24 protein-coding genes, 3 tRNA genes and 1 riboswitch are annotated in these 24,629 nt (G+C 43.7%); of the genes, 17 read left to right on the plus strand and 10 right to left on the minus strand.

From position 1 onward, the window contains the following. The first annotated feature begins 7 nt into the window (after positions 1-7). The 4 genes from B2248_RS03025 to B2248_RS03040 all read left to right on the plus strand — a co-directional run bounded on the left by B2248_RS03025 (position 8) and on the right by B2248_RS03040 (position 4,992). Positions 8-1,075, plus strand: coding sequence for a protein-glutamate methylesterase/protein-glutamine glutaminase (locus tag B2248_RS03025; RefSeq protein ID WP_273178831.1), 1,068 nt, complete (start codon positions 8-10; stop codon positions 1,073-1,075). 39 nt (positions 1,076-1,114) lie between these two features. Then, complete coding sequence (locus B2248_RS03030) at positions 1,115-2,287, plus strand: methyl-accepting chemotaxis protein (protein ID WP_273178829.1); 1,173 nt, start codon at positions 1,115-1,117, stop codon at positions 2,285-2,287. 70 nt (positions 2,288-2,357) lie between these two features. Then, a complete protein-coding gene (locus B2248_RS03035) occupies positions 2,358-3,758 on the plus strand; it encodes a flagellar hook-length control protein FliK (protein ID WP_273178827.1) in 1,401 nt (466 codons plus the stop codon). A 40-nt stretch (positions 3,759-3,798) separates the two neighbouring features. After that, positions 3,799-4,992, plus strand: a complete 1,194-nt coding sequence (locus B2248_RS03040; RefSeq protein ID WP_273178825.1) for a methyl-accepting chemotaxis protein — start codon at positions 3,799-3,801, stop codon at positions 4,990-4,992. 53 nt (positions 4,993-5,045) lie between these two features. On the opposite strand, the gene pyrF is transcribed toward B2248_RS03040, so the two are convergent. Beyond that, complete coding sequence (gene pyrF / locus B2248_RS03045) at positions 5,046-5,738, minus strand: orotidine-5'-phosphate decarboxylase (RefSeq protein WP_273178823.1); 693 nt, start codon at positions 5,736-5,738, stop codon at positions 5,046-5,048. Between the two features lie 110 nt (positions 5,739-5,848). Here pyrF and tgt point away from each other — a divergent pair, with 110 nt between their 5' ends. The 4 genes from tgt (at position 5,849) to secF (ending at position 10,234) form a co-directional block, all read left to right on the plus strand. Beyond that, on the plus strand, positions 5,849-6,955 hold the full coding sequence (gene tgt, locus B2248_RS03050; protein ID WP_273178821.1) for a tRNA guanosine(34) transglycosylase Tgt: 1,107 nt from the start codon (positions 5,849-5,851) through the stop codon (positions 6,953-6,955). Between the two features lie 79 nt (positions 6,956-7,034). Then, positions 7,035-7,370 (plus strand): preprotein translocase subunit YajC, encoded by a 336-nt coding sequence (gene yajC / locus B2248_RS03055; protein ID WP_007144642.1) that lies wholly within the window; start codon positions 7,035-7,037, stop codon positions 7,368-7,370. A gap of 48 nt (positions 7,371-7,418) precedes the next feature. Then, positions 7,419-9,272 (plus strand): protein translocase subunit SecD, encoded by a 1,854-nt coding sequence (gene secD / locus B2248_RS03060; RefSeq protein ID WP_273178818.1) that lies wholly within the window; start codon positions 7,419-7,421, stop codon positions 9,270-9,272. An 11-nt stretch (positions 9,273-9,283) separates the two neighbouring features. Then, the gene (secF, locus tag B2248_RS03065; RefSeq protein ID WP_273178816.1) at positions 9,284-10,234 is read left to right on the plus strand and encodes a protein translocase subunit SecF; all 951 of its coding nucleotides are present in this window, start codon (positions 9,284-9,286) and stop codon (positions 10,232-10,234) included. A 28-nt stretch (positions 10,235-10,262) separates the two neighbouring features. Here the strand turns inward: secF and B2248_RS03070 are convergent, their stop codons facing one another. Beyond that, positions 10,263-10,517 (minus strand): hypothetical protein, encoded by a 255-nt coding sequence (locus tag B2248_RS03070; RefSeq protein WP_273178814.1) that lies wholly within the window; start codon positions 10,515-10,517, stop codon positions 10,263-10,265. Between the two features lie 282 nt (positions 10,518-10,799). On the opposite strand from B2248_RS03070, the gene B2248_RS03075 reads away from it, so the two are divergent. The 6 genes from B2248_RS03075 to B2248_RS03100 all read left to right on the plus strand — a co-directional run bounded on the left by B2248_RS03075 (position 10,800) and on the right by B2248_RS03100 (position 16,908). Continuing rightward, positions 10,800-11,606, plus strand: a complete 807-nt coding sequence (locus tag B2248_RS03075; RefSeq protein ID WP_273178812.1) for an ABC transporter substrate-binding protein — start codon at positions 10,800-10,802, stop codon at positions 11,604-11,606. Positions 11,607-11,628: 22 nt separating this feature from the next. Continuing rightward, on the plus strand, positions 11,629-12,582 hold the full coding sequence (locus B2248_RS03080) for a glutaminyl-peptide cyclotransferase (RefSeq protein ID WP_007144647.1): 954 nt from the start codon (positions 11,629-11,631) through the stop codon (positions 12,580-12,582). A 95-nt stretch (positions 12,583-12,677) separates the two neighbouring features. Beyond that, positions 12,678-13,214, plus strand: a complete 537-nt coding sequence (locus tag B2248_RS03085; protein WP_007144648.1) for a hypothetical protein — start codon at positions 12,678-12,680, stop codon at positions 13,212-13,214. After that, a complete protein-coding gene (mpl, locus tag B2248_RS03090) occupies positions 13,214-14,557 on the plus strand; it encodes a UDP-N-acetylmuramate:L-alanyl-gamma-D-glutamyl-meso-diaminopimelate ligase (RefSeq protein WP_273178808.1) in 1,344 nt (447 codons plus the stop codon). Before B2248_RS03085 ends, mpl begins: the two co-directional genes overlap by 1 nt. A gap of 2 nt (positions 14,558-14,559) precedes the next feature. Beyond that, complete coding sequence (locus B2248_RS03095) at positions 14,560-15,168, plus strand: UbiX family flavin prenyltransferase (protein WP_273178806.1); 609 nt, start codon at positions 14,560-14,562, stop codon at positions 15,166-15,168. A 69-nt stretch (positions 15,169-15,237) separates the two neighbouring features. Next, positions 15,238-16,908, plus strand: a complete 1,671-nt coding sequence (locus B2248_RS03100; RefSeq protein WP_273178804.1) for a formate--tetrahydrofolate ligase — start codon at positions 15,238-15,240, stop codon at positions 16,906-16,908. A 101-nt stretch (positions 16,909-17,009) separates the two neighbouring features. Here B2248_RS03100 and B2248_RS03105 read toward each other — a convergent pair whose 3' ends face one another. The 8 genes from B2248_RS03105 to hslV form a co-directional block, all read right to left on the minus strand. Further along, positions 17,010-17,726 carry a hypothetical protein gene (locus B2248_RS03105; RefSeq protein ID WP_273178802.1) on the minus strand — a complete coding sequence of 239 codons (717 nt, stop codon included), beginning with the start codon at positions 17,724-17,726 and terminating at the stop codon, positions 17,010-17,012. Between the two features lie 19 nt (positions 17,727-17,745). Continuing rightward, positions 17,746-17,825, minus strand: a riboswitch (cyclic di-GMP riboswitch). Positions 17,826-17,880: 55 nt separating this feature from the next. Further along, positions 17,881-18,714, minus strand: coding sequence for a co-chaperone DjlA (djlA, locus tag B2248_RS03110; RefSeq protein ID WP_273178800.1), 834 nt, complete (start codon positions 18,712-18,714; stop codon positions 17,881-17,883). A gap of 5 nt (positions 18,715-18,719) precedes the next feature. Continuing rightward, positions 18,720-20,390, minus strand: a complete 1,671-nt coding sequence (gene ubiB / locus B2248_RS03115; protein ID WP_273178798.1) for a ubiquinone biosynthesis regulatory protein kinase UbiB — start codon at positions 20,388-20,390, stop codon at positions 18,720-18,722. Between the two features lie 46 nt (positions 20,391-20,436). Then, positions 20,437-21,027 (minus strand): ubiquinone biosynthesis accessory factor UbiJ, encoded by a 591-nt coding sequence (locus B2248_RS03120; RefSeq protein ID WP_007144654.1) that lies wholly within the window; start codon positions 21,025-21,027, stop codon positions 20,437-20,439. 4 nt (positions 21,028-21,031) lie between these two features. Next, positions 21,032-21,778 carry a bifunctional demethylmenaquinone methyltransferase/2-methoxy-6-polyprenyl-1,4-benzoquinol methylase UbiE gene (gene ubiE, locus B2248_RS03125; RefSeq protein ID WP_007144655.1) on the minus strand — a complete coding sequence of 249 codons (747 nt, stop codon included), beginning with the start codon at positions 21,776-21,778 and terminating at the stop codon, positions 21,032-21,034. A gap of 11 nt (positions 21,779-21,789) precedes the next feature. Then, positions 21,790-22,149, minus strand: a complete 360-nt coding sequence (locus B2248_RS03130; protein ID WP_273178794.1) for a DUF971 domain-containing protein — start codon at positions 22,147-22,149, stop codon at positions 21,790-21,792. Positions 22,150-22,159: 10 nt separating this feature from the next. Next, a complete protein-coding gene (gene hslU / locus B2248_RS03135) occupies positions 22,160-23,479 on the minus strand; it encodes an ATP-dependent protease ATPase subunit HslU (RefSeq protein WP_273178792.1) in 1,320 nt (439 codons plus the stop codon). A gap of 8 nt (positions 23,480-23,487) precedes the next feature. Next, positions 23,488-24,030 (minus strand): ATP-dependent protease subunit HslV, encoded by a 543-nt coding sequence (hslV, locus tag B2248_RS03140; protein ID WP_273178790.1) that lies wholly within the window; start codon positions 24,028-24,030, stop codon positions 23,488-23,490. A 190-nt stretch (positions 24,031-24,220) separates the two neighbouring features. On the opposite strand from hslV, the gene B2248_RS03145 reads away from it, so the two are divergent. The 3 genes from B2248_RS03145 to B2248_RS03155 all read left to right on the plus strand — a co-directional run bounded on the left by B2248_RS03145 (position 24,221) and on the right by B2248_RS03155 (position 24,501). Then, positions 24,221-24,305, plus strand: a tRNA-Tyr gene (locus B2248_RS03145). A 24-nt stretch (positions 24,306-24,329) separates the two neighbouring features. Beyond that, positions 24,330-24,403: transfer RNA gene (locus B2248_RS03150), tRNA-Gly, on the plus strand. A 22-nt stretch (positions 24,404-24,425) separates the two neighbouring features. Next, a tRNA-Thr gene (locus B2248_RS03155) sits at positions 24,426-24,501 on the plus strand. The last annotated feature ends 128 nt before the right edge of the window (positions 24,502-24,629 follow it).

Consider the following 24,629-nt stretch of genomic DNA (forward strand, 5'->3'; position numbering starts at 1 on the left):
GGAAGGAATGAAAAAGATTTCTGTTATTGTCATTGATGATTCAGCGTTAGTCAGAAAGCTACTATCAGAGATCCTCAATTCCGACCCTGAACTGGAAGTAGTCGCGACAGCTGGAGACCCTTATCAGGCTAGAGAAAAGATTAAACAGTTTAATCCAGATGTGTTAACGCTGGATGTTGAAATGCCAAAAATGGATGGGGTGACATTTTTACGTAATCTGATGCGGTTGAGACCAATGCCAGTGGTTATGGTCTCAACACTGACCGAAAAAGGTGCACAAATCACCCTTGAAGCAATGGCTCTAGGTGCATTTGATTTTGTAGAAAAACCCAAATTAGATTTATCTCAATCGTTATCCTCCTACTCAGAAGAAATTATCAGTAAGGTTAAAGCTGCGGCAGGTGTTCAGCCTGAACAATTGAGCCAAAAAGCGGTACTGGAAGTCGAAGAGCGTCTAACTGCTGACGCGATTATTGCTAAGAGTTCAAAAAATATTCCGTTAAGAACCACTGAAAAAATTGTTGCAATTGGAGCTTCCACTGGTGGAACAGAAGCAATAAAGACAGTCTTGTGTGCTTTGCCTGCTAATGCACCGGGTATTGTGATTACCCAACATATTCCTGCGAGCTTTAGTGCGCCTTTTGCGGACCGTGTTGATAAAATGTCGGCGTTGAATGTCAGTCAGGCAGAAGATGGTGAGCAAATACTGCCCGGACATGCCTATATTGCCCCAGGAGATAAACATCTTTTAGTTGAGCGTAGTGGAGCCCGTTACTATTGCCGATTGAATGATGGTCCCGCGGTATCACGTCATAAACCCTCAGTAGATGTTCTCTTTCGCTCAGTTGCTCAAAATGTTGGAGCGAATGCGATTGGGATTATGTTGACGGGAATGGGGGATGATGGCGCTAGGGGTATGATGGAGATGAAAGAAAATGGGGCAAGTAACATCGTTCAGGATGAAAAAAGCAGTGTTGTTTGGGGTATGCCCGGCGCGGCCTACAAGCTGGGGGCGGCGGAATTGATGCTACCGCTGGATAAAATTGCTCAAGAGATCATGAAACAGGGTCGATAATGTTCGATACATACGCGAGAGTTAATTAAGGACGATATGATGAAAAATCCGTTTGATAAAAAACATATTATTGCTTTCCTATCGTCCATAGGGTTTGTTGTGGCTGCCTTATTTTTTGTGAACTGGCTGGCGGCGTTATTGGTTCTATTTGCCTCTGTTTCAGTATTTTTTTTATTGCGTGAGAATGTGTCAGTTCAAACGCAGACAGTGGTTGCTACGACACAGCTATCTTCGGCAGATATTGATGATTTAAAAAAAGAAGTAGTCGGTGATATCACGCTTCAGATCGAAAATATACGTGCAGAGAATGAACAAATTTCAGCGCTGTTATCAAATGCTGTGCAATCTTTAGGGAGTAGTTTCCAAGGTCTGAATGAACAGGCAGCAAATGAGGATGATATGCTTCATAGCTTGGTTGATCATAAAGATGGTCAGCAAGGCCTGTCTGAGTTTATAAAAGAAACCGAATCGGTTATGAGCTTTCTTGTGCAAACCTTGCTAAAAAACTCAGAAGATAGTCGTTTAGTAATGGATAAACTGGATGAAATTAATCAGAGAGTAGACGGCGTAATTTCTTTGCTGGATGACGTAAAAGATATTGCATCTCAAACAAACTTATTAGCCTTAAATGCGGCGATAGAAGCAGCAAGAGCAGGAGATGCCGGGCGTGGATTTGCTGTTGTTGCAGATGAAGTCAGAAAACTATCACAAAAATCTGATGACTTTAGTGATGAAATAAATAAAATCACTATGCAGGTGAAGTCAACCATTGACGAGGCAAGTGATGTCATTTCTGAGTTGGTCTCTGCCGATACCGATTTAGTAATGAACAGTAAAGCCAAAGTAGCAGAAATGACCACTACCATGTCAGCACTGAATGATAAAACGCAATCCGTGATATCTGGTACGAGTGAGATTAGTCATCAGATATCTGGTTTAGTAAACCAAGCGGTAACATCACTTCAGTTTGAAGATATGTGTCATCAGTTAAGCGAACATATGGATAAGCGCTTAAATACAGTGTCAGCACTTATCAATGTAATTAGTGAGATACCCTTGTCATCGGATCCCGATGGTGATCTAGCAGCATGTCAGCAGAAATTTCTAGAGGTCAAAAAAACAGTAGCTGAACTCCAGAATAAAATAGATGAAACAAAACACAAATCTGTCTCACAAAAAAGTGTCGATGCCGGAGATATCGAACTCTTCTAAATACTGGCACATTGCTTGCTCCTAACTCCATGAACAGGTCGATAACGATGATAGAGTAGGGAGAGGCGTTATGCCACAAAGTGTTTCTATACAAACCGATAGTGTTGTCAGCACTAAGCCAGCACATACCAAAGAAATATCGAAGGATAACTCTTTCTCTGAAACGCTTGATAAACATATCAATACAGCAGAACAGAGGTCTATCGAATCAAATAAGTCGCAAACGAAATCAGTTGAAAGCCGCGATAATAAGGCGACCGATAAAACGGAAAAGGATGACTCCGTCACAACGGAAGCGGACAAAAAGACGGAAAAAAGCGACAACGATGACGGCAAGAAATTGCCGTCTGAGGACAAGGTCAGTGATAAAGATACTGATCCTAAAAATGATTCGGAATCACCTTCTGAGGATTCTGACACAGCAGCTTCGCAAACAACTTTTATAGTTGCCCAGTCGCCAGAAACAAAACTACCCGCGACCAGCAACGATGAAGTTAATGTGGCGGAGGAAGGTGACGCTGGCGTAAAAAGAACAGCGACCGCGCCGTCTGTTACATCAACTTTAGAGTCTCAAAAACAATCAACATCCTCAAGTGAAGCTAACTCAGAAACCAATGCGCTTAACAAAAAACAAGCTGATGCCAGCTTAGTTACGGTAACGGAGACAGAAAAAGCGGTCATTAAACAAACTCAAAATTCGACTGACGAAAAAGTGCCCAATTTTGCCAAGGCGTTGCAATCCATGAATGAAGCAGACGGCAAAACCAGTGAAATTCGTGCCGACATCATGGATGCCATTAAACGACAACGCCAAAGAGGTGATGGTGAGCAGGTTACTAATGTTAGGAATATGATGGCAGCACAAGCCGAAAACAAAGATAAAACAGATGTTGATCTGCTTGGCATTCGTGCTGATAAAACGATTCAAGAGCGGATATCAGCTAGCGCACCGGCTACCGCGGCCTCTGTGAATATTAGCTCAACGTCATCACAGTCAGGATCTACAACAACAGCAAGCGCGCCTATGGTAAACCTTCCCGTTCAGCCGAATATACAAAGCTCAGCATGGTCACAAGTGATGAATAGCCGAGTCGTATGGATGGCTAAAGAAGGCATTCAGCAGGCAGAGTTGAAAATGAACCCGGCTAATTTAGGTCCAGTTGAAGTAAAACTCCATGTACAAAATGATCAGGCCAGTGTAACTTTTCTCGCACAACACTCTACAACAAGAGATGCGTTGGAACAGGCTTTGCCAAAATTACGAGATAGTTTTGCAGAAAATGGGATTCAATTAACGCATGCAGAGGTTGGTCAGCAACAGCATCAGCAGCAAAGAGATGATCAGCCACAGCAAATGCAGAATTCTCAGAATTTTACTCAAGCGAACGGTCAAAGTGACGATATAATGACTGAAGCCGAGGAAACACTAGGTTCAGCTATAGAGGATAGTGGTCTTAGTTTATACGTCTGAGGCAAAAATAATAATTAAGTTCAATCCGGGAGAGACGGACGTGTTCAAACTTGAAAATTTCTCTTTGAGAAAACGCATGTATATCATTGGTGGTCTCGGTGTGGTTGCCTTATTGGGGCTATTACTGCTTGAAGGCTATATGTATCACTCTGGTATCAAGGAAATACAGGCTCTTTACATTGCAGCGATATACGTTGTTGTAGCAAGTATTTTAGTGGTGGCTATCGCTCATCATATTGGTCGGTTCGGTGACAAACGTGCAACAACACTTGTTGGTGCAATTCAAAATATCAAGAAAGGTGATTTGACGCATAAAGTGGCCATTTCTGGTAAAAGTGACTTTAGTTGGATGGCGTTTGAGTTAGATAGTGCCAGAAAAAATGTTGCTAACCTAGTCCATACTTTAGTTGGTGGTGTAACTCAGCTCACGTCAGCAAGTCAAAATATGCAAGCTATCAGCAAAGAAACGGTTGATGGAGTATTACGCCAACAGTCAGAAACGACACAAGTGGCGACAGCCATGAATGAAATGACCGCTTCAGTTCAAGAAGTGGCTCGAACAGCTTCCAGTGCGGCAGAAGCTGCTCGAAATGCTGATACAGAAGCTAAAGCAGGCAAGCAGGTGGTGATGGAAACCATGCAAGCCATTGACTCCTTAGCTACCGAAGTTGAAAAAGCGGCAGAACAATTGAGTAGCTTGGAATCAGATATCGGTAATATCGGTGCAATCGTTGATGTCATTCGTGGCATTACTGAACAAACTAACTTACTTGCACTGAACGCAGCTATTGAAGCTGCCCGTGCAGGTGAACACGGTCGAGGCTTTGCGGTGGTCGCCGATGAAGTCCGTACGCTGGCTGCTAGAACACAATCATCTACTCATGAAATAGAAGAGATGGTTGAACGCTTGCAACAAGGTGCCCAAGTAGCGGTAAAAGTGATGAACGAAGGCCGTGAGCGAGCCAAACACAGTGTTGAAAAAGCATCCAGTGCTGGCGCTGCTTTGGATTCAATCACTGCGATGATTTCCACCATGGATGAAATGAGTGCACAAATTTCCAGTGCCGCGAATGAACAGTCTTCAGTGGCTGAAGATATCAACCGTGGTATTGTAAATATCAGTCAGGTTGCTGAGCATACGGCTGAGGGGGCTAGAGAGTCTTCTATTGCAGTAGAAACATTGAGTAATCTGGCGACGCAGTTACAAGAAGCGGCAAGTAAATTTAAAGTATAAATGTGCTTTGAAATATAGAAATAAAAAAAGCCCGGTTTACCGGGCTTTTTTATTCAGAGAAGACTTTTTTCAATATCTGCCAACGCCTGCATTGGATCACTTGCTGCGGTAATTGGTCTGCCAATCACCAGATAATGGCTTCCAGCTTCTATTGCTTGTTTTGGTGTCATAATCCGATGTTGATCTCCAACATCACTACCTGCAGGACGAATGCCCGGCGTGATTAATTGGAAAGCCTCGCCTAGATTTTCGCGAAGCGCACTAGCTTCTTGAGCAGAACATACGACGCCATCTAAGCCGCTGCTTTTAGCCATTTTTGCTAAGCGAATCACGGTATCAGACATATTACCGCTAAGGCCGATTTGCTCAAACGTAGTTTGATCCATACTGGTAAGCAAGGTAACACCAATCAGAATTGGTTGAGTAGAAGCGCTGTCAACGGCTTCTCTAGCTGCTTCCATCATCGCTGCACCACCTAAAGTATGTACATTGAGCATCCATACACCTAGATCAGCAGCGGCTGCACAGGCTTTGGCAACAGTATGAGGAATATCGTGATATTTCAGATCGAGAAACACATCAAAACCGCGGGAGACTAGGTCAGTGACTACACTTGGGCCAGAGCGGGTAAATAACTCTTTCCCTACTTTTACGCGTGCACGCTTCGGATCAATTTGATCGGCCATCTGCAGGGCATCATTGGCTGTAGCATAGTCAAGGGCAACAATAATTCTCGGATCTGACATTGATTTCTCCAAACTGACAATGACCGGGATCCTACCTCAATTGCGTCAGTTTCGCCGTTAATATCAAGAAAATGTTATTCTGTCCGGCGTTTTTTGCTGAGATTAAATGAATGAAATTTGATTTACTTGCGCAGGACGGCTTTGCCCGTCGAGGACGATTAACGTTTGAACGGGGAACAATAGAAACCCCTGCGTTTATGCCTGTTGGTACCTATGGTTCAGTAAAGTCGATGACACCCGAAGAGGTCAAAGCGACTGGTGCTGAAATAATATTAGGCAATACATTTCATTTAATGCTGCGCCCTGGGACAGAGATTATTTCAGCCCATGGTGATTTACATGACTTTATGCAGTGGCAGGGACCTATCCTGACTGACTCCGGCGGCTTTCAAGTGTTTAGTCTGGGAGAGCTGCGTAAAATTACTGAGCAAGGTGTTCATTTCAGTTCACCAGTGAATGGCAGTAAAGTCTTTCTCGGACCAGAAGAGTCAATGGCGGTGCAGCGCGCTTTGGGCAGTGATATCGTCATGATCTTTGATGAATGCACACCGTATCCAGCTGATATCGATACCGCAGCAAAATCCATGGAGTTATCACTTCGTTGGGCAAAACGCAGTAAAGAAGCGCATGGCGATAATCCTTCAGCATTATTTGGCATTGTGCAGGGAGGAATGCATGAGAAATTACGTCAAATATCCTTAGATGGACTAATGGAGATTGGTTTTGATGGTTATGCCATTGGCGGCTTATCAGTGGGTGAACCGAAAGAAGATATGCTGCGGATACTCGATTTTCTGGCGCCGGTGATGCCGCAGGATAAACCCCATTACCTTATGGGCGTGGGACGTCCCGAAGATTTAGTGGAAGGTGTGATGCGTGGCGTGGATATGTTCGACTGTGTCATGCCTACCCGTAATGCACGCAATGGTCATTTATTTGTGCATCAGGGCGTGATTAAGATTCGTAATAGCCGGTTCAAGACGGACACTAAACCATTAGACCCATATTGTGATTGTTACACCTGTCAGAACTATAGCCGGGCTTATCTGCATCATTTAGATAAAACCGGAGAAATGTTGGGGCCGAGACTGAATACCATTCACAATCTTCATTACTACCAGACATTGATGAGTGGCCTGAGGCAGGCAATAGAAAACAATACACTCACGCAATTTCGTCATGAGTTTTATGCCCTCAGAGAAACTGAAATTGTTTAAAACGGTTCAATGCTATCGAACACCCTGTCAGCTGTGGCATAATCGGTTTCTTTTTTCTTGTTGATTTTGAGGATTAACGATGGACTTTTTTATCTCTCCAGCTGCCGCTGCTGATGCAGCAACGACAACAGCAGGTTCTCCAGGCCTGATGGATTTTGCTTTTCCAATTATCCTGTTAGTGCTGTTTTATTTCATGCTGATCAGACCTCAGCAAAAACGTGCAAAAGAACATAAAGCAATGCAATCTGCCTTATCAAAAGGCGACGAAGTGGTAACAGACGGTGGTTTGATGGGGAAAATTATTGAAATTACCGATAATGCGATCACTGTTCAAATTGCTGAAAATGTTGAAGTAAAAGTACGTCGTGAATCAGTCAATGCTGTTTTACCCAAAGGTACATTGAAAAAACTATAAGGTCTGGCCATCTGAAGGATGGCTTGAAGTAAAAGTCAGGAATGAATTATGAACCGATATCCACTGTGGAAAAACTTACTTGTTCTTATTGTGCTGTTAGTCGCTGGACTATACGCACTCCCTAATCTTTACGGGGATGACCCGGCAGTGCAGATTTCTGCTGGTAGAACTGCCACGGTGGATTTGGCTTTAGCCGATAAAGCGGAAAAAGCACTCAAAACGGCTGGCATTGAATATAAAGGTGCTCAGCTTGAAGATGATAAGTTACTTATCAGATTGACCTCAGCTGACAGCCAATTAAAAGCCAAGGACGTTTTAAGCAAATCACTGGTAGGTGATTACATCATTGCATTAAACCTGGCATCTACCACACCACATTGGTTAGCGTCTTTGGGTGCTGAACCGATGAATCTCGGTTTGGACTTGCGTGGCGGTGTTCACTTTCTTATGCAAGTGGATATGGACGCCGCTGTGAAGCAAAGCCTTGATACTTATGGCAGTGATATTCGTTTATCACTTCGTGAAGAAAAAATTCGTTATAAACAAATCAAAGTAGAAGGTCAGAACCTGATTTTGGTGTTACGCAACACCGAAGACAGAGACAAAGCTGAATCTTTGATTCTGAAAAACTTCAATGATCTTCAGGTCACAGTATCTGATAATGAGGCTACCCCTGAAATCATCATGAATATGTCTGAAAAGAGTATTCGTGAGACCAAACAACTCGCCTTACAACAAAACATCACTACATTAAGAAATCGTATTAATGAGCTGGGTGTGGCAGAGCCAACGGTGCAGCAGCAGGGGGATGACCGAATCGTCGTTCAACTGCCTGGTGTGCAGGATACCGCGCAGGCGAAGAAGATCCTGGGAGCGACAGCTACCCTTGAGTTCAGACTGGTTGATACAGAGCATGATGTTAAAGATGCGGTGAATGGACGCATTCCACCGAACTCAGAACTTTATTACAGCCGTGATGGACGTCCTTATTTGCTGGATAAGCGCGTCATGCTGACGGGTGAGCATGTGATCAATGCGGCATCAACTTTAGATCCGCAATCTGGTACCCCAGCTGTTTCTGTCACCTTGGATGGTAAAGGTGCGAGAGCATTTAGTAATGTGACCCGCGATAATATCGGTAATCCAATGGCGGTGGTTTTCATTGAGTCAAAAATGGAAACAAAAGAGATTGATGGTGAACTGGTTTCTGTCAGACGTCAGGTGCCTGAGATTATCAATGTCGCCACCATCCGCGATCAACTCAGTAAAAAATTCCAGATTACTGGTTTAGACAGCACAACAGAAGCGCGTGATTTGTCGCTGCTGTTACGGGCGGGTGCTTTAGCGGCTCCGATTGAAATTGTCGAAGAACGGACTGTTGGACCAAGCATGGGGCAACAGAATATCGAACAAGGCTTTGAGTCAGTCATTATTGGTTTTGTACTGGTGCTGGTATTTATGCTTGTCTGGTATCGCGTATTTGGTTTATTTGCCAACGTCGCTTTAGCCGCGAACCTTATTTTCATTGTGGCATTACTCTCGTTATTACAGGCAACACTGACCTTGCCCGGTATTGCTGGTATCGTGCTGACTGTGGGTATGGCGGTTGACGCTAACGTACTTATTTATGAACGTATTCGTGAAGAGCTACGAAATGGTAATAGCCCTCAAGCCAGTATCAGCGCCGGTTATGATAAAGCGTTCTCTACCATCGCTGATGCGAATATCACCACCTTGATTGCAGCCATTGTGTTATTTGGCTTCGGAACGGGCGCGATTAAAGGTTTTGCTGTGACATTATCACTCGGCATTATCACTTCTATGTTTACGGCCATTATGGGAACACGTGCTTTAGTTAACTTGTTCTATGGTCGTAAAAATAAACCTAAGCTATCAATTTAGGAATCATGTTCATGCAGTTTTTTAATAAACAAACGCATATCAAATTCATGTCGAAACGCTGGTTTGCCATAGCGTTTTCAAGCATATTACTTATCGTGTCTATAGGCTCATTGGTGACACAAGGTTTGACCTTTGGTATTGATTTTACTGGCGGCACCATGATCGAGCTGGGTTATCAGGAGCCAGCTAACTTGGATAAGATTCGTTCAAGTCTCCAAAATGGTGGTTATCCGGAAGCAGTCGTGCAGAATTTTGGTTCAATCCATGATGTTCTCGTTCGTTTACCTATCGTTGAAACCGAGAACATGGCGGAGATGAGTAATAATGTCGTTTCCTTATTACAAGTTGATTCTGGTAGTCCGATCGATGTTCGTCGTGTCGAGTTCGTTGGGCCTCAAGTCGGAGATGATCTGACAGAACAGGGAGGCTTAGCGGTTTTATATGCCTTAATTGGTATTCTGATTTATGTGGCATTCCGTTTTGAATATCGCTTTGCGATTGCGTCAGTCGCTGCCTTGGTGCATGACGTCATTATCACCTTAGGTTTCTTCTCAATTACACATGTCGAATTTGATTTAACGGTGTTGGCTGCCGTTCTGGCCATTATTGGTTATTCATTGAATGATACGATTGTTGTTTTTGACCGGGTGCGTGAAGGGTTCCTTAAAATCCGAAAAGCGACATCAGAAGAAGTGATTGATACCTCTCTGAACGAGACGTTGAGCAGAACCTTAATGACATCATTCACAACGTTATTAGTGGTGTTTGCTTTATTTATCCTGGGTGGTGAGGTGATTCATTCATTTGCTGAGGCATTATTGCTGGGCATCATGATTGGTACCTACTCCTCAATCTATGTGGCGAGTTCTGCTGTACTGTTTATGGGGGTGAGTAAAGAGGATTTACTTCCGCCAGTGAAAGACAGCGATCAGGAAATTGGCGAAGACGGTAGTCAGGTCTAACAAAAAAGCCCGAGAAATCGGGCTTTTTTTATGAGTGAGTATTTTGGTCGTTAAAACGTAATTCTTTGCTAATCGTTACAGTGGATGGTTTAGAACGGCGCCGTGATTGAATGGGCACCACTTTTCCTGACTGTTCTGCTTCATCTCGTATGGCGGCTTGCTCTTTTGTTTCGATAGACAATATTCGTACACCACTACAGTCACAACGGAAACTCATGAAGGTGACAAACTCTTCAAGACTTTCCTGTGTTTGTTGAACCTGAAGGCGATATTGCTTATTCATAAAAAACTAACCTGTTGTGATAATCAAGCTATCGACCTTCATTTTGATTTCTTGAATATAAAGCTTTGCTCATAGAATGGTTGATTTAAACCAATAATGGCTGCCATCAACAAAACAGGAAAAACTCCTAAGGTGTAACGGCCTGTTTTACTGACACAATAGTGTGGATGGTTGAACTTTCTAAATGAGAAGTGCTCTACAAGATTGAGGAATTTGCTGATTTAATCAGCTTCCTGATTCTGTATGGTGGAAAATAAGAAGCAAAATAAAAATGGAGAGATTATGAGTAAGTTAAAAAAGCTGGGCCTTATGGTTTTATTTATCTGGCCACAAATTATCTTTGCCAACCCAATTAATGTCACTCTTCATTATATTGGTCCAACAGATGGGCAGGTTTGGGCTGGGGTTCAGCAAGGACTCACGGAGGCTAATCTACAGGGACAGTTTTTAGGACAAAACTATCAAGTCAAAAATGTCACCGAACAAGAACTTGCTGCTCTGCCAGAATCTGAAATAACGGCGGTACTGGTTGGAACAGATGCTAAACATATTCTCGACGTTGCCAAAATGAAAAAATTAGCCCATGTACCGGTGTTTAACCTGAGCTCTGATGCTGATGGATTACGTCAGGCATGTTTATCGAATTTATTGAATATCCCTTTGAGCAAACAAATGAAAGCTGATGCACTCGCTCAATGGCAGGCAAAGAATCCTGATACATTGGTGACGGCTCATGCATGGCATCATGATTTTGTTAAGTTTGCTGCTTCACAATTGAATAAACGATTCACCAGAAATCACAAAACACAAATGGATGATGATGCTTGGGCTGGTTGGGCAGCGGTGAAGATGTTGTCAGATACTGTTGCCAGAACGCAAAAAATTGATGCTGCAGGAATGTTGAACTACCTCAAGAATGACTTGTCATTTGATGGGCAGAAAGGGGATACCGCGACATTCAGAGAAACAGGGCAATTACGTCAGATTGTTTTACTGATTGACAAGGACGATAACATTGTCGCCGAAGCTCCATTGAGAGGTGTAAAAGGTGGTTTAGATAGTCTTGGAATGGTTACCTGTAAAAAATAATTAGAGAGAAGAAGGAAACATGATGAAATTAAAAAATATTTTATTAGCCACATTGATTATGGCCAGTACAACCGTTTGGGCTGAGCCATCACACCGTGTTTTTGTCACTAATGAAAAAGACAATACGGTCAGCGTCATTGATACAAAAACCAATGAAGTGATAAACACCATTAATATTGGGGAGCGGCCAAGAGGGATTGGTTTATCACCGGATCAAAAACAACTCTACGTTGCTATTAGTGAAGAAGGTGCGATAGCCGTTGTTGATTTAGATACGCTGAAAGTGGTGAAAAAGCTGGAAGCGGGAGACGATCCTGAAACATTTGATGTCGCACCGAATGGCAATATTTATATATCTAACGAGGATGATGCTCAAGCCAGTGTCATTGATCCGAAAACAGGCAAAATCATTGAAGTCATTCCTGTTGGTTTGGAACCCGAAGGTGTTGCCGTTTCACCTGATGGTAGCTTGGCACTTGTTACTAGTGAATCCACTAATATGGTTCATGTGATTGATACGGCTAAACATAAAGTGGTAAAAAATATTTTAGTTGCTGCCCGTCCTCGTGGTCTGGCATTTAACAGTGACGGCTCGTTGGCTTACTCAACCAGTGAAGTAGGTAATGAAGTGACGATTATTGATACAAAATCATTATCAATTATCAAACAGGCTTCTATCGACTTACCTAACTCCAAGCCTATGGATATTGCTGTTAGCCCAGATGATAAAACCATCTATGTAACAACGGGGCGTGGTAACTCCGTCGCTGTTTTAGATGCTAAAACACTGGAAATGAAAGCAAATGTACCTGTTGGTAAACGTGTATGGGGCTTGGGTATGACGCGTGATGGCTCACGTTTATACACAGCTGATGGTGTTAGTAGTACCGTTTCTGTCGTGGACACAGCTACAAATAAAACAATTAAAACGATCGAAGTGGGCAAATTCCCATGGGGTGTCGTTGTTGACGATTAATATTTTATTAATATGTCGACAAAAAAACCCGGCTATTTTGCCGGGTTTTTTTATATCTCTTCGAAAAAAATCATTAAATACTTTGTTCCGTTTAAGTGACACGTTATTATGCCGTGATGATTAAAGTGATTCTGCGGTTTTTCCAGGTTTGTTTATTTCAGGCAAGTCCGGCCGATATTCCGGCATCTTCAATATTACTGAACTTTAGTGTTGTCACGTATTTTATCGTCGGCGTACTGGTTAGCCATATTGATCATAGCTGGACGATTAGCTTGGTGGCAGCACTGGCTGATACTGCCATGCTGGTTATCGTTACTAAAGGCTTATTATTTATCCGCGGATTGCCTTCTCGCTTCGAGCAAACCTTAACAGCTATGGCAGGGACTGGTGCATTAATTGGCATGATTAGCTGGCCAGTCTTTGTATTATTTCGACAGGTAGAGCCTCATAGTCAGCTAACCAGTATTATCTTATTACTGGTACTTATTGTTATTTTCTGGAGTTTATTTGTTGTTGCACATATCTTCAGGTATGCACTTGATATCCGACCCGGTTTAGCAGCGGTTATAACGACGGTTTATACCATTGCTTCGTTGATTGTGGTTGGACTCACTATTTCAGGAGTTGCGTAATGCATATTCATATACTGGGGATTTGTGGCACGTTTATGGGCGGACTGGCCATTTTAGCCAGAGAGCTTGGCATGACAGTGAGTGGTTCAGATGCCAATGTGTATCCACCGATGAGTGATCAGCTTGCTGCCGCAGGCATTGATGTCAGGGAAGGATACAAACCTGAACATTTAGAGCCTGCCCCTGACTTAGTGGTGATGGGCAATGCCATGTCACGAGGTAATCCGGCCGTAGAGTATGTGTTAAATAAAGGTCTTCCCTATGTTTCTGGTCCACAGTGGCTGAATGAACATGTGCTGCAAGGGAAATGGGTGTTGGCTGTTTCTGGTACACATGGAAAAACAACCACCAGTAGTTTATTAGCTTGGATTCTCGAGCATGCCGATATGGCACCTGGTTTCCTTATCGGCGGGGTGCCTGATAATTTTGGCGAAACAGCTAGACTCGGTAAAACGCCTTTTTTTGTAATTGAGGCAGATGAGTACGATACGGCATTTTTTGATAAGCGTTCTAAATTTGTCCATTACATGCCCAGAACGTTGATTATTAATAATCTTGAATTTGACCACGCTGATATTTTTGATGATTTGGCCGCTATTCAAAAGCAGTTTCATCATTTAGTTCGAACTGTGCCTGAGCAAGGTTTGATTCTTTCGCCACAAGAGAAAGCAATTGAGCATGTCTTCAATATGGGCTGTTGGACACCACGTCAAACACTGGGCGCTGAGGGGGATTGGCAAGCGACATTATTGAAGAATGATGGTAGCGAGTTTGAAGTACGCCATGGTGAAGCCACTGGCCGCGTTGTATGGGATATGCTCGGTCAGCATAATGTGAGTAATGCCCTTGCGGCAATAGCGGCAGCTCATCATGTTGGTGTCACCATTGAACATGCTTGTGAGGCCTTATCAGTGTTTGCCGGTGTTAAACGACGGCTGGAATTGAAAGGCGAAATTAATAATATTCGGGTGTACGATGATTTTGCTCATCATCCGACCGCTATTGCCACCACTATCGCCGGGTTAAGAGCTAAAGTAGGGAACCGTCGGCTGATTGCGGTACTTGAGCCTCGCTCTAACACCATGAAAATGGGTGTGCATCAGGAGACATTGGCTCAGTCTTTAATTCAGGCAGACAGAGTGTTATTGCTTCAGGATGCTGATTTGAAATGGTCACTAAAACAAGTCACAGAAACATTGGGCGATCATGTCAGTGTATTTGATTCTGTCGACGCTATCGTTAAAACAATCAGCAATGAAGCACAGTCTGGTGATGAAATTTTAGTGATGAGTAATGGTGGCTTTGGCGGTATTCACCAACGGATTTTAGAGGCGATTGCCTAATTATGTTAGATCAGCAGCAGATCGCATTAGCCATTACAGGCGCTTCAGGTGCACCTTATGCAAAGCGTTTACTGGAGGTGCTGTTACAACAAGGCCTCACTGTGCATTTAATGATTTCCACTGCAGGCAGAATCGTGCTTGCTGATGAGCTTGATTGGAAATTACCCGCTCGGGCCAGTGATGTTCAAACGAAATTAGTTCAAGAGTTTAACTGCCACCCTGAACAGTTACGGGTGTATGGTGAACAGCAATGGTCATCGCCATTGGCAAGCGGCTCTCATCGCGTGCCAAGCATGATTGTGTGTCCATGTACCATGGGCACTCTATCGGCTATCGCCTGCGGCCAGAGTGATAATTTGATAAACCGCGCTGCCGACGTCATGCTCAAAGAAGATCGCAAATTGATCGTAGTGCCGAGGGAGGCGCCATTTTCAGTGATTCATCTGGAAAATATGCTGAAACTTGCTAAGCTTGGCGTGTGTATTTTCCCCCCAAATCCTGGCTTCTATTTTAATCCTACATCCCTAAATGAACTGGTCGACTTTGTTGTCGCCAGAATACTGGACCAGGCGAAAATAGAACATAATCTGATGCCTCGTTGGGGGGACTGATGTGCTATTCGGGATTCCCTCGTAACTCACGTATAATAGGACTCAAATTCAACCCCGCTCAGGAAAACCATGTCAGATATTGAAATTGCCCAACAAGCTTCAATGCAGGAAGTCACTAGTCTCGCTGAGGAAAAGCTTGGTCTTGCCTCACATCATATTGACCCGTATGGACGTTTCAAAGCCAAAGTCTCTTTGGAAGTAATGGATGATATGGCAGCGAAAGCGGATGGTAAGTTGATTTTAGTCACGGCCATCAGTCCAACGCCGGCAGGTGAGGGCAAAACCACTACAACCATTGGCTTGAGTGATGCGCTTAACCGAATTGGCAAAAAATCGATTGTCTGTGTGCGCGAACCATCAATGGGGCCGTGTTTTGGTATGAAAGGTGGGGCCGCCGGTGGCGGTTATGCACAGGTCGTGCCGATGGAAGATATTAATCTTCACTTTACCGGCGATTTACATGCGATTGCCTCAGCACATAATCTATTATCAGCGATGATTGATAACCATATTCATCATGGCAATGCACTGCAGTTAGATGCTAGACGTATTGTCTGGCAACGAGTGATGGACATGAATGATCGTGCGCTGCGGGACATCGTCGTTGGTATGGGTGGCCCTGCTAACGGTTATTTACGTGAAGAGCGTTTTGATATTGTGGTGGCCTCAGAAGTGATGGCCATTTTTTGTTTGTCCAATTCTTTACAGGAATTGAAGCAACGTCTTGGCGAAATTTTAATCGCTTATTCGGTAGATGGGACGCCTCGTTATGCCCGTGACATTATGGCGCATGGTGCGATGGCGGCTTTATTGAAAGAAGCGATTAAGCCGAACCTGGTTCAGACTTTAGAAAATAACCCGGCTTTTGTACACGGCGGGCCTTTTGCCAATATCGCGCATGGCTGTAATTCTGTCATCTCAACCAAGATGGCACTAAAACTGGGTGATTATGTTGTCACTGAAGCCGGCTTTGGTGCTGATTTAGGTGCAGAAAAATTCATCAATATTAAGTGCCGTAAAGCGGGAATTAAACCGGATATGGCAGTGGTTGTCGCCACAGTAAAAGCCCTGAAATATCACGGTGGTCTGGAGCTGAAAGAGCTAACTGCTGAAAATCTTAATGCACTGAATACGGGACTGGCTAATTTAAAACGTCACCTAAGCAATCTGCAAAACGAGTTCGGCTTGCGTTGTGTTGTCGCCATCAATCATTTTGTCAATGATAGCGATGCTGAGATTGAATTGATTAAAACAGCAGTGAAAGAGATGGGCGCAGAGGCTATTCTTGCTCGCCATTGGGCCGAAGGTGGTGCTGGTGCTGAAACATTAGCACAGCGTGTGGTTGAAATGCTGGATGCTGATGCCGAACCTTGTCAGTTGTTATACCCGGATAGCTTGCCGCTTTGGGACAAAATCAACGAAGTCGCTAAACGTTTATATGGTACAGGTCAGGTCGTAGCTGATAAAAAAGTGATGGATAAGATCGCCATGCTGAATGAGCAGCACGGGGATATTCCGGTTTGTATGGCAAAAACGCCGTATTCTTTTAGCAGTGACCCGAGCTTACGTGGCACGGCTGAGAACCATACGCTAACCATTCGTGATGTTCGTCTGTCAAACGGTGCAGGTTTTCTTGTCGTGCTTTGTGGTGATGTAATGACTATGCCAGGATTACCAAAACATCCTGCAGCAGAGCGGATTGATATTGATGATAATGGTTCAATAGTAGGATTATTTTAATAGCAAAGCTAAGTTATTAAAGCGATCAAAAAAAGCCGTAATAATTTCTCACTACGGCTTTTTAGTTTTTTCTTATTTAAATATTTTAAGCTTTTATGCCTTTACACCTTACGACGCAAACCAAGAAAGCCTAACAATGCTGGAGCAAACATCAATATACTTGCTGGGACAGGCACGGCTGATGGTGTTTGAATATAACTAGCATAGCCTGTTTCTTCATAGTTAATTTCATGTTTCAGTAATGCATAAGAAAATAATGCATTATCTAGCAGGACGTCTACAGAAGGTAATATTGAAACTGGGGTTGAGAAAAAGTCTTCATCAAATACCATTAGGCCATATATCGTAAAGAATTCTACGGAATCTTTCTGAGGCGGAGTCATAACTCTAGCTTTAAATAAAAGTGCATCACCTGTCATGTTAGGGTTGAGACCTTTATTGACCATTGACGTTACGAGATCTGAGTGAAATTTATCTTCGTTTGCAATAGTATTATCTAAGATACTGATGCTAAATTGCTTTCCATCAAATACAGTAGGCGCAGCTGTCCCTGAGAGGATGTAGTTAGGTGAGCTGCTAAGTTGCCTCGTACCAGAGCTTCCTGGAATTGGTGTAAGGTTAGCACCAAATGGTCCAAACTCCGTTGTTAAGTCTGTGTCGAAAGACCAGGTGGCAGGTGCCGACTGACCAATAAGTGAACTTAAGTCTCCGCTGGCTGTTTGCCAGGTACCTGTAGTGGATAAGCTCGTTGGTGCCGCTAAGGCAATATTAGTTAAACCCGCAAATAAAGCCAAGCCCATAAAAGCCGTTTTTTTCATGTGTTTCTTCCTTAGTTATTATTGCAGCACAGCCACCTTAATATCTTAAGGTCTGTAACTTTCCGTCCTTGGTTCACACCGAGTTTGGCTTTGATTGAAGCATTTCGGGTAAAAAATAATATCAAAGAAATAACAAAAATTGAAATGAAGGTGGCTAATTTTGCTCTCGATGTTTTTTGATTAAATCATAAGCCAATTGAATTTCTTTAGCCTGTTCAGTAGCAACAGCAATCATATCTTCAGGTACACCTTGACCCATTAATTTATCAGGATGGTATTGGCTCATTAATTTGCGGTATGCACGTTTAATTTCTTGATTAGAACTGTGCTCTGTGACACCAAGTGCTTTATAAGCTTCCGCAAGGTCATTCATAGAAGAGCGTTGCTGACCTGACGAATATTGTTGTTGATAGCCGCTTGAAAAATTAGCCTGACTTAACACCATATCGAGGATTCGATTAAACTCTGCTCGGCTATAACCCAGTTGTGATGAAACCTGCTCCAGAATCTGTCTTTCTTGTGGGTCGAGCTTACCATCGGCCAAAGCCATCACCGTCAGGTAGACCAGTAAGACTTGTTTTAAATTAAAGGTGTTGCCACAGTGCTGTTTAAATTTCGTCACTGTTTCGTTGATATCAAAGTCGGGTTCAGCGCCACGTTGGAACTGACGAATAGCTTCTTGTCTGTGCTCACCAGACATGCCCATTTTTTTGATAAAGGCTTCAACATGGTCGATTTCAATTTGACTGATACGGCCATCAGCTTTTGCTAATTTCCCCATCAATACAAAGACTGTTTCCAGGAAGACGGCTTGACGAGTTTGGTTGGTAAAAGGATTCGCGCCACCAAGTCCATAAGCCCGTACACGATCAGCAAAACCACCAAATATAAGCCCTATCAGGGCACCAAAAATACCCAGAATCAGTAAACCAACACTCATGGTACTTAATAATAAGAAGCCTAAAATCAGGCCTATCCACTTAAACATAACGATTAACTTTTCTTTGAAATACTAAAATAAATGAGGCCAAGCCCCCATAAACCAAACACCCAGCTGAGAATTGGGAGGCCGGCAAACATCGTCGTCGCATAACCATCAAGCCCGGTAATCACTGCGGCACCAACCAGGAAAGCAGCGCCGGCTGTAACAGCGGCACTACGGTAGCTGGCTTGCTTGATTTCTTTACGTAATTGCTGAATATCGGCTGATGCTAAATTTACGTTGAATTGACCTTCCTGAGCACGTTTGCTCAAGTCATATAATAGACGTGGCATTTCAGGTAAGGTTTCAGCCCAATGTGGCGCTTCTTGTTGTAATGTTCTTAAAGCGGCTTGCCAGCCCATTTTTTCTTTCATCCATGTTTCTAAAATCGGTTTGGCTGTTTTCCAGAGATCCAGATCGGGATAGAGGTCACGGCCCAATCCTTCAATATTGAGTAGGGTTTTTTGTAGTAAAACCAGTTGTGGCTGGACTTCCATATTGAAACGACGCGCTGTTTGAAACAGTCTTAATAACAACTGCCCGAAAGAAATTTCTTTTAGTGGCCTTGCGAAAATAGGCTCACAAACACTGCGTATAGCGGCTTCAAACTCATCCAAGCGTGTGTCAGCTGGCACCCAACCAGATTGCACATGTAACTCTGCCACACGACGATAATCATGATTAAAAAAGGCAAGAAAGTTTTCTGCGAGATAACGCTGATCATCTGGTGACAAGGTTCCCATAATGCCGAAATCGACAGCCACATATTTCGGGTTTTTTGGATCATGAATATCCACCATGATATTGCCGGGATGCATATCGGCATGGAAAAAACTATGTTTGAAGACTTGGGTGAAAAATATTTCAACGCCCATTTCTGCGAGCTTAGCCATATCCACCCCTTTGGCGATCAAACCTTCAGTATCGCTAATAGGGGTGCCATAGATACGTTCTTGAACCAGAATATTGGGTTTTGTCAGTTTCCAATATATCTTCGGCACGTAGAGTAAAGTGGTGCCTTCAAAATTACGCTGAAGTTGTGATGCCGAGGATGCTTCACGCAGCATGTCGAGTTCATCAAACAGGTTCTTTTCCAGCTCAGCAACGATTTCTCTCGGACGCAGGCGTTTGCCTTCAGACCAATATCGTTCGGCGAAGGATGCCAGGGTATATAACAAGGCAATATCACGTTTAATAATAGGTTCTATGCCGGGACGTACCAGCTTTATTACAACTTGTTCACCATTTTTCAAGGTCGCGGCATGGACTTGTGCAATAGAGGCTGAGGCAAGAGGCTCTGGTTCAATATGAGCGAATAATTCATTCAGTGATTCTGCTTCATACGCTTTATCGATGAGTTGTTTGGCTTGTTCCGCAGGAAAGGGGGCAACCTGATCCTGTAATTTGGCCAGTGAGTTGGCAATATCCGGTGGCAGCAGATCCCGGCGAGTGGATAGCACCTGACCAAATTTGACAAAAATAGGGCCTAAGTCTTGTAGCGCCAGTCTTAATCTTTCGCCTCTGGGAAGTGTCGATTGTTTATTGCGCCAGCGATGAGGAGATAAAAAACTAAAATATCGAAGTGGACGTAACAGATGAATCGCTTTGATCACTTCGTCCAGGCGATGTTTTGCCAGGACATGATTGATTTGAATCAGTCTGGATAACTGATTAGCCTTCATTAATGGCTCCTTACATGGATATAGCTGAGGTCAATGCTCACGTGCGTCAATGATGTGTTTCCAGCCGGTTTATACGTGCCTCAAGCCTATCAATATCTGCCTTGATCTTATCTACATCACTCATGAAATCGTCGATTTGAATCTTGTCTGGCAAGATGTGAGCTTCTTCTCTCAGGTATTCAGAAAGTGACATCGATAAGGAGCGTTGGGTCGCATTTAGCCATGAAAAACCTTGTTTGATGGCATAATTTAGCGGCTGAGCAATCACGTCCCCTGTGACATTGGCAATTTGCTGTTCCCAGTCAAAGTCAAACCCGTCGAGAACGTCTTGCAACTGTTTGGCAAATTGTACATTCCCATGGATATGTATCTCATTGGAGAACAAGTGCTCTGGGTGTTTGGCCAGCTTCAGCAGACTTATCGCATTAGCGGTGATTAATAAATCCGCATTTTCTTCATCATTATGAGTCAGCTTGATTGCTGACTGATGAAATGAGACGTGTAAATATTGCTGCCAGTCCTGAATATGAATCACGATCACACGATTTTCAAAAGTATTAAGCCGTTCGCGCGTTTCAGGATCCTGTTTCAATGCCTGATTAACAGCCAATTCGATTGGACGTAATAAAATGGCCATGAGTCTAGAATTTATAACCGCGATGAAGTGAGACGATACCGGCGGTCATATTGTGATATTCACAACGTTCAAAACCGACATCCGTCATCATCTGTTTTAAGGTTTCCTGATCCGGATGCATACGGATGGATTCAGCCAGATAGCGATAGCTGTCTTCGTCCCCAGTAAAAATTTTGCCCAGCTGCGGCAGAATCTTAAATGAATAAGCATCATAAATCGGTGCCATCCACTCAGCTGGCTTAGAAAACTCTAAGACCATCAGTTGGCCGCCTGGCTTGAGTACACGAAACATTGATGCCAGTGCTTTATCTTTATCTGTGACATTACGTAAACCAAAAGCAATGGTAATACAGTTGAAACTGTTGTCAGGAAACGGCAGGGCTTCCGCATTGGCCTGAACGTATTCAATATTGCCCACAATACCATCATCCGTCAGGCGGTCACGACCAACATTAAGCATAGACGCATTGATATCAGCTAATACAACTTTGCCTGTATCACCTACCAGTTTTGAAAACTGTCGGGTCAGATCGCCTGTACCGCCGGCGATATCCAATACGGTTGCCCCACGACGAACACCACTGTTCATGATGGTAAAGTGCTTCCAGAAGCGATGAATACCAAGCGACATTAAGTCGTTCATCAGATCATATTTACCTGCAACCGAGTGAAAAACCTCGGCGACATGTTTGGCTTTTTCGGCCGTGGGTACTTCTTTATAACCGAAATGGGTGGTGTCTTTGGCTTCCATAACTTGACCTATTACTGTTGGCGCTGATAACCGGCTTTCTGAAGTCGGTTAAGGTAGTCTTGCCATAGAGAATCCTGATGTATGGCAAGTTCGTACAAATAGTCCCATGTGAAAAGACCACTGTCATGTCCGTCATCAAAAAACAATTTGAGTGCATAATGACCAACAGGCTCTATTTTTTCGAGACCGACGTTTTCTTTATGTGTCTGCAGAACTTCCTGTCCGGGACCATGTCCACGAACCTCTGCTGAAGGTGAGTGGACACGGAGATATTCTGCTGACAAACGATACTGCTTATCACCATAGCTCAGAGATAGACACTTGGATTGTTTGTGTAACGTAATCTCTGTTGGTAGTGGTATTTCTGCCATCAAGAATGCCTTATAGGATATAACGTGATAAATCTTCGTCTTCAGCAACCACGGAAAGTTGCTCATTGACATAGTCTTTATCGACGGTGACAGACAGATTTTCTTCGCTGCCAGCTTCATATGAAATCTGTTCTAACAACTTTTCCAGCATGGTATGTAAACGGCGGGCACCAATGTTTTCTGTCTTTTCATTGACTTCCCATGCCAGCTGAGCAATGCGCTCAATACCATCGTCGGTGAAGCTTAACTCAACCCCTTCTGTTGCCAGAAGCGCAATATATTGCTCCGTCAGAGAAGCGTCAGGCTCAGTCAGAATGCGAACAAAATCCGCAGAAGAAAGTGCATCCAGTTCAACGCGAATAGGTAAGCGACCTTGCAGCTCAGGTATTAAGTCGGAGGGGTTGCTTAAGTGGAATGCACCTGATGCGATAAACAGAATATGGTCGGTTTTGATCATGCCATATTTGGTCGAAACAGTGCTTCCCTCTACCAGAGGTAAAAGGTCACGTTGAACACCAGCACGAGATACATCCGCATTGTTACTGCTTTCACCTCGACCGGTAATCTTATCGATTTCATCCAGAAAAACGATGCCATTTTGTTCAACACTGTCTAACACTTTGGCTTTCAATTCTTCTTCATTGATAAGTTTCAGTGCTTCTTCTTCAGACAGCAGTCGCATGGCATGAGCTACTGTAATTTTGCGCATACTTTTACGTTGTGAGCCCATACTTTGAAACATTTCTTGTAACTGGCTGGTCATTTCTTCCATGCCTGGAGGCGACATGATTTCAACACCTACATTAGGGGCATTCAGTTCCAGTTCTATCTCACGATCGTCAAGTTTGCCCTCACGCAGCATTTTGCGGAAACGTTGGCGAGTGGTTGATTCATCTTCTGTTTCAACATCGCGTGCAGGGCGAAGCAGGGCATTCAGAATACGTTCTTCAGCGGCATCTTCTGCTTTGTTCTTTACCGATGATATCGCCTCTTCACGCAGCATTTTCATGGCTGTTTCAGCAAGATCACGAATGATTGATTCGACATCACGGCCTACATAACCCACTTCAGTAAATTTGGTGGCTTCTACTTTAATGAATGGCGCATTAGCTAAAGCGGCGAGTCTTCGGGCGATCTCTGTTTTACCGACGCCGGTGGGACCAATCATAAGGATATTTTTAGGAGTCACTTCATGTTGAAGTGCTGCATCGAGCTGCTTACGACGCCAGCGGTTACGGAGTGCAATGGCGACGGCTTTTTTAGCTGCCTGTTGTCCAATGATGCGTTTATCGAGTTCGTTAACAATTTGTTTCGGAGTTAATGATTGCATGATAGATATCAGTTTGAGTCCAGAGTTTCGATTGTAAGGTTGTGATTGGTATAGATGCAGATGTCAGCGGCAATATTCAAGCCTTTTTCTACAATTTCTCTGGCACTGAGAGCAGTATTTTGTAATAAGGCGGTTGCTGCAGCTTGAGCAAAAGGGCCCCCAGAACCAATAGCAATAAGGCCATGCTCTGGTTCAATGACGTCACCATTACCAGAAATAATGAGGGAGGCTTCTTTATCTGCTACAGCAAGTAAGGCTTCAAGTCGACGCATCATTCTGTCTGTGCGCCAATCTTTGGCAAGTTCAAGCGCACTGCGTGTCAGATTGCCCTGGTGCTTTTCTAATTTTGCTTCAAATCGTTCAAATAGTGTGAAAGCATCCGCTGTGCCACCGGCGAAACCAGCAATGACTTTACCGTGATATAACCGTCGGACTTTGCGCGCATTGCCTTTCATTATTGTGTTGCCAAGACTGACTTGCCCATCACCACCAATGACGACCTGACCGTCACGGCGATACGAAAGGATGGTCGTACCGCGGTACTGCTCCATAAATGTCTCCTGTTTTTAGAAATTAATACAGATTTTTATCACCCAATAATATACTATTACGGCTTTCATACTTCAGTTAATCACGCGACAGATTTAGCCAAGCTAATCATTCAGACGTCAACTAATCGAGAATTACTGATTTAAGTGTTGACATTAGTGTGAGATTTCCGGAAAATGCCACGTCTTTAGTGGAGGGGTTCCCGAGCGGCCAAAGGGATCAGACTGTAAATCTGACGGTTCTACCTTCGAAGGTTCGAATCCTTCCCCCTCCACCATTAAATAAACAAGATGACTGAATTGCGGGTGTAGTTCAATGGTAGAACTCCAGCCTTCCAAGCTGATCACGTGGGTTCGATTCCCATCACCCGCTCCATTTTTTGATTGGAAGAATTTAGGCCCGCATAGCTCAGTCGGTAGAGCGCATCCATGGTAAGGATGAGGTCATCAGTTCGATTCTGATTGCGGGCTCCACAATTTGTCTTAGGCAGGGAGTTCCTGCCTGTTTTGATTTTTTGGCTCAATAAAATATAGTGCCGGGGATACTACTCATGTCTAAAGCAAAATTTGAACGTTCTAAACCCCACGTCAACGTGGGCACC

The organism is Methylophaga sp. UBA2012 (genome assembly GCF_002335235.1).
Taxonomy (GTDB): domain Bacteria; phylum Pseudomonadota; class Gammaproteobacteria; order Nitrosococcales; family Methylophagaceae; genus Methylophaga; species Methylophaga thalassica.